Origin of the sequence: Usitatibacter palustris (assembly GCF_013003985.1) — a bacterium.
In the GTDB taxonomy this organism is placed as follows: domain Bacteria; phylum Pseudomonadota; class Gammaproteobacteria; order Burkholderiales; family Usitatibacteraceae; genus Usitatibacter; species Usitatibacter palustris.
This window is the reverse complement of the sequence record NZ_CP053073.1, coordinates 3,027,133-3,040,607: the sequence shown is the minus strand read 5'-3', so window position 1 is coordinate 3,040,607 and position 13,475 is coordinate 3,027,133. Positions and strand designations below refer to the sequence as shown.

At 65.8% G+C, this 13,475-nt stretch carries 12 protein-coding genes; 7 read left to right on the top strand and 5 right to left on the bottom strand.

Features of this window, described 5'->3' with window-relative positions; all coding sequences use genetic code 11:
• The first annotated feature begins 26 nt into the window (after positions 1 to 26).
• Positions 27 to 3,140, top strand: a complete 3,114-nt coding sequence (putA, locus tag DSM104440_RS14815; protein ID WP_171163952.1) for a bifunctional proline dehydrogenase/L-glutamate gamma-semialdehyde dehydrogenase PutA — start codon at positions 27 to 29, stop codon at positions 3,138 to 3,140.
• A gap of 163 nt (positions 3,141 to 3,303) precedes the next feature.
• On the opposite strand, the gene DSM104440_RS14810 is transcribed toward putA, so the two are convergent.
• From DSM104440_RS14810 to fur, 3 genes are read right to left on the bottom strand one after another with little or no spacing between them, the layout of a single operon-like run.
• Entirely contained in the window at positions 3,304 to 3,756 is a 453-nt protein-coding gene (locus tag DSM104440_RS14810) for a barstar family protein (RefSeq protein ID WP_171163950.1), read from the bottom strand.
• 8 nt (positions 3,757 to 3,764) lie between these two features.
• The gene (locus tag DSM104440_RS14805; protein ID WP_171166003.1) at positions 3,765 to 4,127 is read right to left on the bottom strand and encodes a guanyl-specific ribonuclease; all 363 of its coding nucleotides are present in this window, start codon (positions 4,125 to 4,127) and stop codon (positions 3,765 to 3,767) included.
• A 17-nt stretch (positions 4,128 to 4,144) separates the two neighbouring features.
• Positions 4,145 to 4,576 carry a ferric iron uptake transcriptional regulator gene (fur, locus tag DSM104440_RS14800; protein WP_171163949.1) on the bottom strand — a complete coding sequence of 144 codons (432 nt, stop codon included), beginning with the start codon at positions 4,574 to 4,576 and terminating at the stop codon, positions 4,145 to 4,147.
• 89 nt (positions 4,577 to 4,665) lie between these two features.
• Here fur and DSM104440_RS14795 point away from each other — a divergent pair, with 89 nt between their 5' ends.
• Both DSM104440_RS14795 and dapB read left to right on the top strand, forming a co-directional pair.
• Positions 4,666 to 5,052, top strand: a complete 387-nt coding sequence (locus DSM104440_RS14795) for an outer membrane protein assembly factor BamE (protein WP_171163948.1) — start codon at positions 4,666 to 4,668, stop codon at positions 5,050 to 5,052.
• Between the two features lie 35 nt (positions 5,053 to 5,087).
• On the top strand, positions 5,088 to 5,786 hold the full coding sequence (gene dapB / locus DSM104440_RS14790) for a 4-hydroxy-tetrahydrodipicolinate reductase (RefSeq protein WP_212758355.1): 699 nt from the start codon (positions 5,088 to 5,090) through the stop codon (positions 5,784 to 5,786).
• A 5-nt stretch (positions 5,787 to 5,791) separates the two neighbouring features.
• Here the strand turns inward: dapB and DSM104440_RS14785 are convergent, their stop codons facing one another.
• Positions 5,792 to 7,030 carry a NupC/NupG family nucleoside CNT transporter gene (locus tag DSM104440_RS14785; protein ID WP_171163946.1) on the bottom strand — a complete coding sequence of 413 codons (1,239 nt, stop codon included), beginning with the start codon at positions 7,028 to 7,030 and terminating at the stop codon, positions 5,792 to 5,794.
• A 120-nt stretch (positions 7,031 to 7,150) separates the two neighbouring features.
• Here DSM104440_RS14785 and carA point away from each other — a divergent pair, with 120 nt between their 5' ends.
• From carA to greA, 3 genes are all read left to right on the top strand, one after another.
• Positions 7,151 to 8,293 carry a glutamine-hydrolyzing carbamoyl-phosphate synthase small subunit gene (gene carA / locus DSM104440_RS14780; RefSeq protein ID WP_171163945.1) on the top strand — a complete coding sequence of 381 codons (1,143 nt, stop codon included), beginning with the start codon at positions 7,151 to 7,153 and terminating at the stop codon, positions 8,291 to 8,293.
• Positions 8,294 to 8,441: 148 nt separating this feature from the next.
• Entirely contained in the window at positions 8,442 to 11,645 is a 3,204-nt protein-coding gene (carB, locus tag DSM104440_RS14775; RefSeq protein ID WP_171163944.1) for a carbamoyl-phosphate synthase large subunit, read from the top strand.
• Positions 11,646 to 12,122, top strand: a complete 477-nt coding sequence (greA, locus tag DSM104440_RS14770) for a transcription elongation factor GreA (RefSeq protein ID WP_171163941.1) — start codon at positions 11,646 to 11,648, stop codon at positions 12,120 to 12,122.
• On the opposite strand, the gene yhbY is transcribed toward greA, so the two are convergent.
• Positions 12,034 to 12,546, bottom strand: a complete 513-nt coding sequence (yhbY, locus tag DSM104440_RS14765) for a ribosome assembly RNA-binding protein YhbY (protein ID WP_171163939.1) — start codon at positions 12,544 to 12,546, stop codon at positions 12,034 to 12,036. The two genes, greA and yhbY, sit on opposite strands and share 89 nt — an antisense overlap.
• A gap of 214 nt (positions 12,547 to 12,760) precedes the next feature.
• Between yhbY and DSM104440_RS14760 the strand changes: the two genes are divergently transcribed.
• Complete coding sequence (locus DSM104440_RS14760) at positions 12,761 to 13,393, top strand: RlmE family RNA methyltransferase (RefSeq protein WP_171163937.1); 633 nt, start codon at positions 12,761 to 12,763, stop codon at positions 13,391 to 13,393.
• The last annotated feature ends 82 nt before the right edge of the window (positions 13,394 to 13,475 follow it).

Genomic DNA, 13,475 nt, shown 5'->3' with positions numbered 1-13,475 from the left:
GCTGGCGCGGCGTAGAATTGCGCGCCATGAATCAAACCCCCAGCGACCCGCGCGAGAGCATTCGCGCGAACTACCTGCGTGACGAGGGCGAGGCCGTTGCCGAGCTCCTCGCGATCGCCCGCCTCGATCCCGCCGCCGAAGCCCGCGTCGCATCACGCGCCCGCGAGCTCGTCGAAACGGTCCGCGCGAAGCAGAAGGCTTCGGCGGGCATGCAGTCCTTCCTCCAGGAATACGACCTCTCCTCGCGCGAGGGCGTGCTCCTCATGTGCGTGGCCGAAGCGCTGCTGCGCATTCCCGACGCCGCGACGGCCGATGCGCTGATCCGCGACAAGTTCTCCCAGGGCGAATGGGACAGCCATTTCGGCAAGAGCACGTCGCTGCTCGTGAACGCGGGCACGTGGGGAATGATGCTCACCGGCCGCATCGTGAGCGTCGACGATGCGCCGGCCGGGATCGGCAACTGGGTCGCGTCGCTGGCTGCCCGGGCCGGCGAGCCCGTGGTGCGCCTTGCGCTGCGCCAGGCGATGAAGCTCATGGCCGAGCAGTTCGTGATGGGCCGCACGATCGAGGATGCGCTCGCGCGGGCGGCGACCGCGGACCACGCGGCCTACCGCCACTCCTACGACATGCTGGGTGAAGCCGCCTTCACGGCGGAAGATGCCGAGCGCTACTTCGTGGCCTATGAACGCGCGATCGATGCGATCGCTGCTTCTGCTGCGCAACGTAATGCCGGCGCGCACGTCTTCGCGAAGCCCGGGATCTCGATCAAGCTTTCCGCGCTGCACCCGCGCTACGAGCATGCGCAGCGCGAGCGCGTGATGGCGGAGCTCACGCCGCGCATTGCGGCGCTTGCCGAGCGCGCGCGCAAGGGCGACATCGGCGTCACGCTCGATGCCGAGGAAGCCGACCGCCTCGATCTCTCGCTCGACATCTTCGAGCGCGTATTTGCATCCGAAGCCCTCGCCGGCTGGGAGGGGTTCGGCCTCGCGGTGCAGGCGTACCAGAAGCGCGCGCCGTTCGTGATCGACGCGCTCGCGGCTGTCGCGCGCAAGGGCGGGCGCCGCATCATGGTCCGCCTCGTGAAGGGCGCGTACTGGGACAGCGAAGTGAAGCGTGGGCAGGCCGCGGGCCTCTCCGAGTACCCGGTGTACACGCGCAAGTGCAACACCGACGTGTCCTACCTCGCGTGTGCGGCTCGCATGCTTGCAGCGCCCGACGCGTTCTACGGACAGTTCGCGACGCACAACGCACACACGGTCGCGACCATTCTCGAGCGCGCGAAGGAAGGCCAGGCCTTCGAGTTCCAGCGCCTGCACGGCATGGGCGACGAGCTCTACTCCGAAGTCACCGGTGCGCTGGGCCACGCATGCCGCGTCTACGCCCCCGTGGGAAGCCACGAGGACCTGCTGCCGTATCTCGTGCGACGCCTGCTCGAGAACGGCGCCAACACCTCATTCGTGAACCGCATCGCCGACTCCGCGGTGCCCGTGGAGAGCGTGATCGCCGATCCGGTCGTGGTGGCCTCGGCGAACGCGGACAAGCGCAACCCGCGCATCCCGCTGCCCGCGAACCTCTACGGCGACCGGCGCAATTCCGGCGGATTTGTTTTCGCCGACGAGGCGACCAGCGCGCCGTTCCTCGCCGCGCTCGAGCCGCTGCTCGCGCGCACCGACTGGACGGCCGCTCCGCTGGTGAAGGGCCGCGCATGGCCCGGCACGAAGGTCGAGATTCGCGATCCATCGAATGGCCGTGCCGTCGGTTCGGTGATGGAAGCCGAGACCAAGCTCGTCGACCAGGCGTTCTCCGCGGCTGTTGCGGCGACGATGCCCGACGCGCAGGCGCGCGCGACGATCCTCGAGGCCGCCGCCGACAAGCTGGAAGCCAAGCGCGTCGAGTTGATCGCGTTGCTCGCGCGCGAAGCCGGCAAGACGCTGCCCGATGCGTTGGGCGAAGTACGCGAGGCAGCCGACTTCTGCCGCTACTACGCGTTGCTCGCGCGGCGCCACTTCGCTGCGCCCGAAACCCTGGCCGGGCCGACCGGCGAATCCAACGACCTGCGACTCGCGGGCCGCGGGCCTTTCGTATGCATCAGCCCCTGGAACTTCCCGCTGGCGATCTTCGTGGGGCAGGTCGCCGCTGCGTTCGCCGCCGGCAATCCCGTGATCGCGAAGCCCGCGGAGCAAACACCACTCATCGCGTTCCAGGCGATTCGCATCCTGCTCGAAGCCGGCGTGCCGCCTGATGCACTCGCACTACTGCCTGGGCGCGGAGAAACGTTGGGAGCGATGCTGGTGGCCGATCCGCGCACGGCGGGCGTGGCCTTCACGGGTTCCACCGGAACCGCACGGGCCATCAATCGCGCGCTCGCCGCACGCGAGGGTCCCATCGTTCCTTTCATCGCTGAAACGGGCGGCCTCAACGCGATGCTCGTCGATTCGAGTGCGCTGCCCGAGCAAGTCGTCGCCGACGTGATCGCCTCTTCGTTCAACAGCGCGGGGCAGCGCTGTTCGGCATTGCGCGTGCTCTGCCTGCAGAAGGAGATCGCGCCGCGCGTGCTGTCGCTGCTCGAGGGCGCGACAAAGGAACTCGTGCTCGGGGATCCCGCGCGCCTCGCCACCGACGTCGGACCGGTGATCGATGCCGAGTCGCTCTCGATGCTGCTCAGCCATTCGACGCAGCTCGACCGCACGGCGAAGCTCGTGTGCCGCGCGAAGATGCCTGCGGGCGAGGGCGGCAATTTCTTCGCGCCGTGCGCCTACGAGTTGCCGAGCCTCGATGCGATCGACAAGGAAGTCTTCGGGCCGATCCTGCACGTGGTCACGTTTGCCTCGGGTGAGCTCGAGCCGATGCTCGCGGCGATCAACGCCAAGGGCTACGGCCTCACGCTCGGCGTGCACAGCCGCATCGAGGAGACGGTGGAGTTCATCCGCCGGCGCGCCTGCGTTGGGAACCTCTACGTGAATCGCAACATGATCGGCGCGACGGTGGGCGTGCAGCCCTTCGGCGGCGAAGGCCTCTCGGGCACTGGCCCCAAGGCCGGCGGACCGCACTATCTCTTCCGGTTCGCGGTGGAGCGCACGTTCACGGTGAACACCGCCGCGGCGGGCGGCAACGCGACGCTCATCGCGAACGCGGAGTGACGGCAAAATCATTCATCCGCAGATAAACGCGGATAAACGCAGATAAGGGCGTTAGGGAGTGTGGATCCCGGGCGCTGACGTTGGAGTTGATGGTTCGTACCGCAGACTTCCGGCCCACTCATTTCCATCTGCGTTTATCCGCGTTTATCTGCGGATGAAAGCCCTAGTCCTCAGCCTTTTCCTTCAGCTTCGAGACGCCCTTGGGCGCCTTCGAGCCGGAGAAGAGGACGACCATCGCGGTGCCTTCTTCCTTCCAGGACGCGACCGCATCGCGGCAGATCTCGACGAGGGTCTCGAACTGGTCGGGGTGCGCCGTCATCAGGCCGTCGATGTGATCGTAGTAGATGACGTAGCCGTCACCCTCGATGCCATCCATGTCCGTGAGGCATTCCTCGAGCGCGTCCCAGTTGTGGCCGAAGTGGCCGGGAAAGCGCATGGCCGTGGCGGCCGCGTTGAGGAACTGCTCCTTGCGCCCGATGTTCTTGCCTTCGATGTGGAAGTAGGCGAAGCCGGCACCCTTGGCCACGGTCTTCACCGCGGCAGGCGACGCGGCCGGCACGAACCAGACGCCGCCGCGGCCGTCTTCGAGAATGGCTTCCAGTGCGCCGAGCGCCATTGCGTTCCTTACTCCCGGATTCGCCGGAAGGTGTTGTAGTGGTCGGCGGTGTAGTAGGCCTCTCCGCCCTTTCCCATGACGATCCGACGCGCACCGCGCGTGCGCTCGCCCGGGGTCTTCACAGTGTACTCGTGGTAATAACCCCGCTTCTGCGCCGGCAGCCGCGCTTCGCGATTGCCGAACACGGCGCCATCCTTCGCGTAGTCGTAGGGTCCGCCCTTGCGGATGCGTTGAAGAACGTCACGCGCCTCGGCCGGGAGCTGCGCGAGCGCAATGTCGGTGACGGCAGGCGGCGGCGCCTTCTGCGCGGTCGCGGGAACAGGGGCGAGCGCGAAGGCCGCGGCAATCGCGAACAGCAGCGCGTGGAACATGCGCGCCACGGCGAACCTCAGCCCTTCGGGCGGTGCGGGCACGCGGACTTGGTGCAGTCCACGTAGATGTGGAGCTGGTGGTCGCGGATCGCGAACCCGCGCTCCTTGGCGATCTTCGCCTGGCGCTTCTCGATCTCGGCGTCGTAGAACTCCTCGACGCGGCCGCATTGCATGCACACGAGGTGGTCGTGGTGGCCGCCTTCGTTGAGCTCGTAGACCGCCTTGCCGCCCTCGAAGTGATGGCGCACGAGCAGGCCCGCCTGCTCGAACTGCGTGAGCACCCGGTAGACCGTGGCCAGGCCGATGTCCGCGTGCTCGTCGAGGAGCTTGCGGTAGATGTCCTCGGCCGTGAGGTGGCGCTCGGCACTCGTGTGGAAGAGGTCGAGGACCTTCATCCGCGGCGCCGTTACCTTCAGGCCCTGGTTGCGCAGTTCGCGGGGATCGCTCATCGGGTTCGGGGGGGTGCGTGTCGAGCCAAAATGATACCGGGAATCGCGTGACTTATAATGAGCCCTCGATTCACGCCCGCACCAATTCCATGCGCTTCGTCCCCCTGATTACCTGCGCCGCGCTTTTCGCCGCGACGGCCTGCGTCCACAAGATCGACATCCAGCAAGGCAACGTCGTCGTCGCCGAGCAGCTGGCCAAGGTGAAGCCCGGGATGTCGCGCGCCGACGTGCGCCTGGCCCTCGGCACGCCGCTGCTCACCGATGCCTTCCACGCGAATCGCTGGGACTACTACTTCTACAATTCGCGCCGGGGCAACGAAGTCGAGCGCAACCGGATCACGATCGTCTTCAAGGACGAGAAGGTCGAGCGCATCGAAGGCACCGCGCCGGCCTCGATCAAGGGCGAGGAGAAGATGACGCTGCCGGAGGATCTCCCGCGCTCCGCGGACAAGAAGGCGGCCGGAGAGAAGAAGTGACCCTGAAGGTCGGCATCGCCGGCGCCAACGGCCGGATGGGCCAGGCGCTCCGCGCGGCCGTCGGGGCGGCCGAGGGCATGGCCCTGGCCGCAACCTTCGATGTCGGCGACGACTACGAGTCCGCGATCGCGCGCTGCAACGTCATCATCGACTTCACGCGTCCCGAAGGCACGATGGCGCACCTGGCCGCCTGCCGCGCCGCGAAGAAGAAGATCGTCATCGGCACGACGGGCTTCGCGCCCGAAGACCTCGCGAAGATCCAGGCGGCCGCCACCGAGATCGCGATCGTGAAGGCGCCCAACATGAGTGTCGGAGTGGTGGTCACGGCGAAGCTCGTGGAGATGGCGTCGCGTTCGTTGGGTCCGGACTACGACGTGGAAGTGTTCGAGATGCACCACAAGCTGAAGGTCGATGCGCCTTCGGGCACGGCGCTCATGCTGGGTGAGGTCGCGGCGAAAGCTCGCGGCACCACGCTCGAGAAGGATGCAGTCCACGCGCGCCACGGCACGACGGGCGAGCGCAAGGCGGGAACGATCGGGTTTTCCACGGCGCGCGGCGGCGATGTCGTGGGCGACCACACTGTCTTCTTCGCTGGCGTCGGCGAGCGGATCGAGATCACGCATCGTTCCAACAGCCGCGCGACCTACGCGCAGGGCGCGCTTCGCGCCGCCCGTTTCCTCGCGGGCAGGACGCACGGCCTGTACAGCATGGAAGACGTGCTCGGCCTCGTCTAGGCTCCCTAAACGAACATCCCGACCACCGCCGCCGCCATGCAGGTGGCGAGCGTTCCCGCGACGATGGCCTTCAGTCCCAGCCCCACGATCTCCGCGCGTCGTTCCGGAACCATCGCGCCCATCCCGCCGATCATGATGCCGAGGCTCCCGAAGTTGGCGAAGCCGCACAGCGCGTAGGTCATGAGCAGGCGCGAGCGCGCACTCATCGCTTCGGGCGGGAGGTTCGCGAGCTCGATGTAGGCCACGAACTCGTTGAGGATCGTCTTCGTGCCCAGCAGTTGGCCAGCGGCATGCGCGTCCTGCCAGGACACACCCGTCGTCCAGGCGAGCGGCGCGAAGAACCATCCCGCGACGCGCTGCAGCGTGAGCGGGGCGCCGTCGAACGCGGGCAGCAAGCCCATCAGGAGGTTGGCGAGCGCGATCAGCGCGACCATCACGATCAGCATCGCGACGACATGGATGAGAAGCGCGATGCCTTCGACCGTGCCGCGGGTCACCGCATCCATCGAGGTCGCATCCATGCGCTCGATCTTCGCTTCGCCCGACGTCGTGTCGCCCGGAACCATCACCGCGGCGATGAGGATCGCCGCTGGCGTGGCCACGAGCGAGGCGATCAGCAGGTGGCCGATCGCGCCCGGCACCGCCTTCGCGATCATGGCGGCATAGAGCGCCATGACCGTCCCGGCGATCGTGGCCATCCCGCAGGCCATCACCATGAAGAGCTCGCTGCGCGTGAGCTTCAGGAGGTAGGGCTTCACGATCAGCGGCGCCTCGACCATGCCCACGAACACGTTGGCCGCCGAGGAGAGCCCGACCGCGCCTCCCAGCCCCATCGACTTCTCGAGGACGAAAGCGAAGGCCTTCACCAGCATCGGTATTACGCGCCAGTGAAAGAGCAGGGCCGACAGCGCGCTCACCACGAGGATCAGCGGCAGCGCGCGGAACGCGAGGACGAAGGAATACTGCGGTTGGACCTCGGCGAAGGGCGCCGGGCCCCCGCCCAGGTAGCCGAAGAGGAAGCTCGTCCCGACGGTGGTCGCCCGTTCGAGGGCTCCAAGGGCATCGTTGAGGACGAAGACCGCGTCGCGCAGGAACGGCACCCCCAGGAGGAGCGCCGCGAGCACGACCTGCAGCGCGAGGCCGGCACCCACGAGGCGCCACCGGACCTTCCAGCGGTCTTCGGAAAGGGCCCAGGCGAGTCCCAGGAGGATGAGGATTCCGGCAACGGCGTGGGCAAGGTCCAAGGCGGGTTCCGAGTTTGAAGGGCGTGCTCGAATTTGCTACAATTTCGCTCGAAATGTCAGCGGGAAAGCCATTGGCCTCCCGTTTTTTTGCGCCCTCGGTTTTATCGCACTGGAGCAATCGTGTCGAGAAATGCCCCCGCCGTTCTGGTTCTTGCCGACGGGAGCACTTTTCGTGGATTTTCGATCGGCGCGGAGGGGCAAACCGTCGGCGAGGTGGTGTTCAACACCGCGATGACGGGCTACCAGGAGATCCTCTCGGATCCCTCGTACGCCGGACAGATCGTCACCCTCACGTACCCCCATATCGGCAACGTCGGCGCGAACCGCGAGGACCTCGAGTCGCGCGGGCTCTTCGCCGCCGGCCTCGTCATCCGCGATTTGCCGCTCGCCGCTTCCAACTGGCGCAAGGAAGAAGACCTTCCCGCGTACCTGGAGCGCCACAAGATCGTCGCGATCGCGGGCATCGACACGCGCCGGCTCACGCGGATCCTGCGGTCCAAGGGCGCGCAGAACGGCGTGATCCAGGCGGGCACCATCGACGAGAAGGTGGCGCTCGCCGCCGCGAAGGCCGCGCCCTCGATGGCGGGCCTCGACCTCGCGAAGGTCGTGAGCTGCACGAAGGGCTACGACTGGAATGGCAGCCTCTGGGCGCTGGGCACGGGCTACAAGCCGAGCGCCGAGGTGAAATTCCACGTGGTCGCCTACGACTACGGCGTGAAGCACAACATCCTGCGCAACCTGGCCGAGCGCGGCTGCAAGGTGACCGTGCTTCCCGCGCAGGCCACCGCGAAGGATGCCCTCGCGCTCAAGCCCGACGGCGTCTTCCTCTCGAACGGCCCCGGCGATCCGGAGCCGTGCGACTACGCGATCAAGGCGATTCGCGAAGTGGTCGATTCGGGCACGCCGGTCTTCGGCATCTGCCTGGGACACCAGCTTCTCGGCCTCGCGAGTGGTGCCAAGACGATGAAGATGAAGTTCGGCCACCACGGTGCGAACCATCCGGTGCAGGACCTCGATTCGATGCGCGTGCACATCACCAGCCAGAACCACGGCTTCGCGGTGGATGAGTCGACGCTGCCCAAGAACGTGCGCGCCACGCACAAGTCGCTGTTCGACGGTTCGCTCCAGGGCATCGAGCGCACGGACCAGCCCGCATTCAGTTTCCAGGGCCACCCCGAGGCCTCGCCCGGCCCCCACGAGATGGCGTACCTCTTCGACAAGTTCGTCGCCCTCATGGAAAAGAGCAAGGTCAAAAGCAAATGAATCCGCAGATAAACGCAGATAAACGCGGATACGGCAAAGGCGAGGGCAAGGGGCTTGTCCTGAGGCCCGGGTCGCGATTTGCCACTGTGAACCCGATTTCATCTGCGTTTATCTGCGTTTATCTGCGGACGCCTTTGCTCTAGCGCGCATGCCCAAGCGAACCGACATCAAGAGCGTCCTCATCATCGGTGCCGGCCCGATCGTGATCGGCCAGGCGTGCGAGTTCGATTACTCCGGCGCGCAGGCCTGCAAGGCGCTGCGCGACGAGGGCTACCGTGTGATCCTGGTGAATTCCAACCCGGCCACGATCATGACCGACCCGGAGATGGCCGACGTCACCTACATCGAGCCCATCACCTGGCAGATGGTCGCGAAGATCATCGAGAAGGAGCGGCCCGACGCGCTGCTGCCGACGATGGGCGGGCAGACCGCGCTCAACTGCGCGCTCGACCTCGCGAAGAACGGCGTGCTCGACAAGTTCAACGTCGAGATGATCGGCGCGAAGAAGGAAGCGATCGACAAGGCCGAGGACCGGGAGAAGTTCAAGAAGGCGATGACCAAGATCGGCCTGGAGAGCGCGCGCTCGGCGGCGGCGCACTCGCTCGAGGAAGCGCTCCAGGTGCAATCGATGGTGGGCTTCCCCACCGTGATCCGTCCTTCGTTCACGCTCGGCGGCACGGGCGGGGGCATCGCTTACAACATGGAGGAGTTCGTCGCCATCTGCGAGCGCGGGCTCGATGCGTCCCCCACCAAGGAGCTCCTCATCGAGGAGTCGGTGCTCGGGTGGAAAGAGTTCGAGATGGAAGTCGTCCGCGACGTGAAGGACAACTGCATCATCATCTGCTCGATCGAGAACCTGGACCCGATGGGAGTGCACACGGGCGACTCGATCACGGTGGCGCCGGCGCAGACGCTCACCGACAAGGAATACCAGATCATGCGCAACGCCTCGATCGCGTGCCTGCGCGAGATCGGGGTGGAAACCGGCGGCTCGAACGTGCAGTTCGCGATCAACCCGGACGACGGGCGCATGGTCATCATCGAGATGAACCCGCGCGTGTCGCGCTCCTCGGCGCTCGCGTCGAAGGCCACGGGATTCCCGATCGCGAAGATCGCGGCGAAGCTCGCCGTGGGCTACACGCTCGACGAGCTGAAGAACGACATCACCGGCGGCGCGACCCCGGCCTCCTTCGAGCCCACCATCGACTACGTGGTGACGAAGGTGCCGCGCTTCGCGTTCGAGAAATTCCCGCAGGCCGATGACCGTCTCACCACGCAGATGAAGAGCGTGGGCGAGGTGATGGCGATCGGTCGCAACTTCCAGGAATCGCTGCAGAAGGCGCTGCGCGGCCTCGAAGTCGGCGTCGATGGCTTCAACCTGAAGACCGTCGACATGGAAAAGATCGAGGACGAGCTCGCCTACCCGCGCGCGGAACGGTTGTGGTACGTGGCGGACGCCTTCGGCGTGGGCATGAGCATCGAGGACATCCACAGGTTCACGAAGATCGACCGCTGGTTCCTCGCCGAGATCGAGGACCTGGTGAAGACCGAGCTCGAGATCGAGAAGAAGACCCTCGCGGACTTCGGCGAGAAGGAGCTGTACGCGCTCAAGCGCAAGGGCTTCTCCGACCGCCGCCTCGCGCACCTGTGGAAGACCAACGAGCACGAAGTGCGCAAGAAGCGCCACGCGCTCGGTGTGCGCCCCGTCTACAAGCGCGTGGATACGTGCGCCGCGGAGTTCGCGACCGGCACGGCCTACATGTACTCGACGTACGACGAGGAAGACGAGTCGGAACCGACGAACAATCGCAAGATCATGGTGCTCGGCGGCGGTCCCAACCGCATCGGCCAGGGCATCGAGTTCGACTATTGCTGCGTCCATGCCGCGCTGGCACTTCGCGAAGACGGCTACGAGACCATTATGGTCAACTGCAATCCCGAGACCGTCTCGACCGACTACGACACCTCGGACCGCCTCTATTTCGAACCGCTCACGCTCGAAGACGTGCTCGAGATCGTCGCGAAGGAAAAACCCGTGGGCGTGATCGTGCAGTTCGGCGGCCAGACGCCGCTCAAGCTCGCGCGCGACCTCGAAGCGGCGGGCGTGCCGATCATCGGCACCACGCCCGATTCGATCGACAAGGCCGAGGACCGCGAACGCTTCCAGCAGATGCTCCACGAGCTGAAGCTCCTGCAGCCGCCCAACCGCACCGCGCGCACGCCCGAGGCGGCGCTCGAGGCGGCCAAGGAAATCGGCTATCCGGTGGTGGTGCGCCCCTCGTACGTGCTGGGCGGCCGCGCGATGGAGATCGTCCACGCCGAGAGCGAGCTGGTGCGCTACATGAAGGCCGCGGTGAAGGTCTCGAACGATTCGCCGGTGCTCATCGACCGCTTCCTCAACGATGCGATCGAGGTCGATGTCGATGCCGTCTCCGACGGCAAGGACGTCGTGATCGGCGGGATCATGGAGCACATCGAGCAGGCGGGCGTGCACTCGGGCGATTCGGCGTGTTCGCTTCCGCCCTTCAGCCTCTCGGAGAAGCTCAAGGACGAGCTGCGCCGCCAGACGGTCGCGATGGCCCGGGGCCTCAACGTCGTGGGCCTCATGAACGTGCAGTTCGCGATCCAGGACGACAAGGTCTACGTGCTGGAAGTGAATCCGCGCGCCTCGCGCACGGTTCCCTTTGTATCGAAGGCGATCGGCCAGCCGCTCGCGAAGATCGCCGCGCGCTGCATGGTCGGCCAGTCACTCCGGTCGCAGAAGTTCACGAAGGAAATCGTGCCGCCTTACTACTGCGTGAAGGAAGCGGTATTCCCCTTCATCAAGTTCCCGGGGGTGGACACGATCCTCGGTCCCGAGATGAAGTCGACCGGCGAAGTGATGGGCGTGGGCGCAACCTTCGCGGAAGCCTTCGTGAAGAGCCAGCTCGGCGCCGGCGTGAAGCTGCCCACGGGCGGCCGCGCTTTCCTCTCCGTGCGTGACGGGGACAAGCCGAAGCTGATCGAGATCGCGCGCACACTGCAGGCCCTGGGCTTCTCGATCGTCGCTACCAAGGGCACGGCCGCCGCGCTGGAGAAGGCAGGCCTCAAGGTCCAGCCGGTCAACAAGGTGATGGAGGGGCGTCCCCACATCGTCGACATGGTGAAGAACCGCGAGATCAGCCTGATCGTGAACACCGTCGAGGAGGATCGCCGCTCGATCCAGGACTCCTGGTCGATCCGCAACTCCGCGCTCCAGAACCGCGTCACCTATTACACGACCATCGCCGGCGCTCGCGCTGCCTGCGTGGGCATGCAGCACCTCGAGGAAATGCGCGCCTACGATATCCAATCACTGCATGCGACCCTCTAAATGGCCAAGATCCCGATCACGCTCGCCGGCGCGGAACTTCTCCGCGTCGAACTGCAAAAGCTCAAGTCGGTGGAGCGCCCCGCGGTGATCACCGCGATCGCGGAGGCGAGAGCCCATGGCGATCTCTCTGAGAACGCGGAGTACGACGCCGCGCGCGAGCGCCAGGGCTTCATCGAGGGCCGCATCCTCGAGCTCGAAGGCAAGCTTTCGAACGCGCAGATCATCGATCCGGCGCTGCTCGATGACGACGGGCGCGTGGTCTTCGGCTCGACGGTGGACCTGATGGACACCGAGGCGAAGGAAGAATCGACCTACCAGATCGTCGGCGAGGACGAAGCCGACATCAAGCTCGGGAAGATCTCCTACTCCTCGCCGATCGCGAAGGCCCTTATCGGGAAGTACGCGGGCGACGTCGCAGAGGTCCGGACGCCGGGCGGGGTGAAGCAGCTCGAGATCGTGGACGTAAAATACCTTTAGGCGGGGCGTTCGGATCCCTCGGCTTCTTGGTCCATAGCGAGGTCCGCTTTCCCATCTTCTTCTTGGTGGCGACGGGTTCCTTGCGCGGCTCGCGCGGGGGCTTGCGGGCGGGCCTTGCGGCGGGTGTCTTCGCCGGCTTGGGCAGCGCCTTCTCCGGGTTCTCGCGGTAGAGCACGAGCACCTTGCCGATTTCCTGCACGGCGTGCGCCGAGAGCTTTTCGCAGAGCTCGGCCATCCACGCGGAGCGCGCTTCGCGGTCGTTCGTGGATGCGCGCACCTTGATCAGCTCATGGGCGGAGAGCGCGCGGTCGGTTTCCCGGACCACGGATTCGGTGAGGCCCTTGTCGCCGATCAGCACGACGGGCGAGAGCTTGTGGGCTTCGGCGCGCAGCTCGCTGCGGCGCTTGGACGTGAGGGGATTCATCGCGGCAGTATATTCAATAAACCCCCTAACCCCGGAACACAGATGAACACAGATAAAGGCGGATGAACACAGACAGAGCAGGAAGGGTCAGGGCAGCGCAATCGTCGTACACCGCGCCGGCAAATAGGGACGCTGCTTTTCCCTCTCATAGCCCTATCTGTGTTCATCCGCCTTTATCTGTGTTCATCTGTGTTCCCGCCTTTGCATTAGTCCTTTGAAGAAATCACCTTCCTCCAAGCTCTGGCTGCGGCGCCACATCGACGACCCCTACGTGAAGCGGTCCAAGCGCGAGGGTTTTCGCTCGCGCGCGGCCTACAAGCTCACCGAGATCGACGAGAAGGACAAGATCCTCAAGCCCAACATCGTCGCGGTCGACCTGGGCTCCGCGCCCGGCGGCTGGTCGCAGGTCCTGGGCAAGAAGGCGGGCGACCAGGGCAAGGTGGTCGCCATCGACCTGCTCGAAATGGGTGAGATTCGGGGGGTCACCTTCATCCGCGGCGATTTCACCCGTAACGATGGGCTGGCCGCGCTCGCGACCGCGCTGGGCGGCCGCAAGGCCGACCTCGTGTTGTCCGACATGTCGCCCAACATGTCGGGAATTCCCCACTCCGACCAGGTCCGCTCCATGGCGCTCGCGGAGCTCGCGCGGGATTTCGCTCTGGAACACCTGAAACGCGACGGCGCCTTCCTGGTCAAAGTATTTCAAGGCGAGGGTTACCAGGAGTTCTTCAAGTCGCTGAAGGACCGTTTCGAGAAGGTCGCGGTCCGAAAACCGGACGCATCGCGCGACGAAAGTGCCGAGCTTTACCTCCTGGCGAGAAACCTTCGCGCCACCCCCTTGAATTAGCGGTCCGTCACCCGAACTTTGCTATAGTGGTCGGCCCCGTATCTCCCTGATTCGCAGCAGCTTTCCCCGCCAAAGGACACGC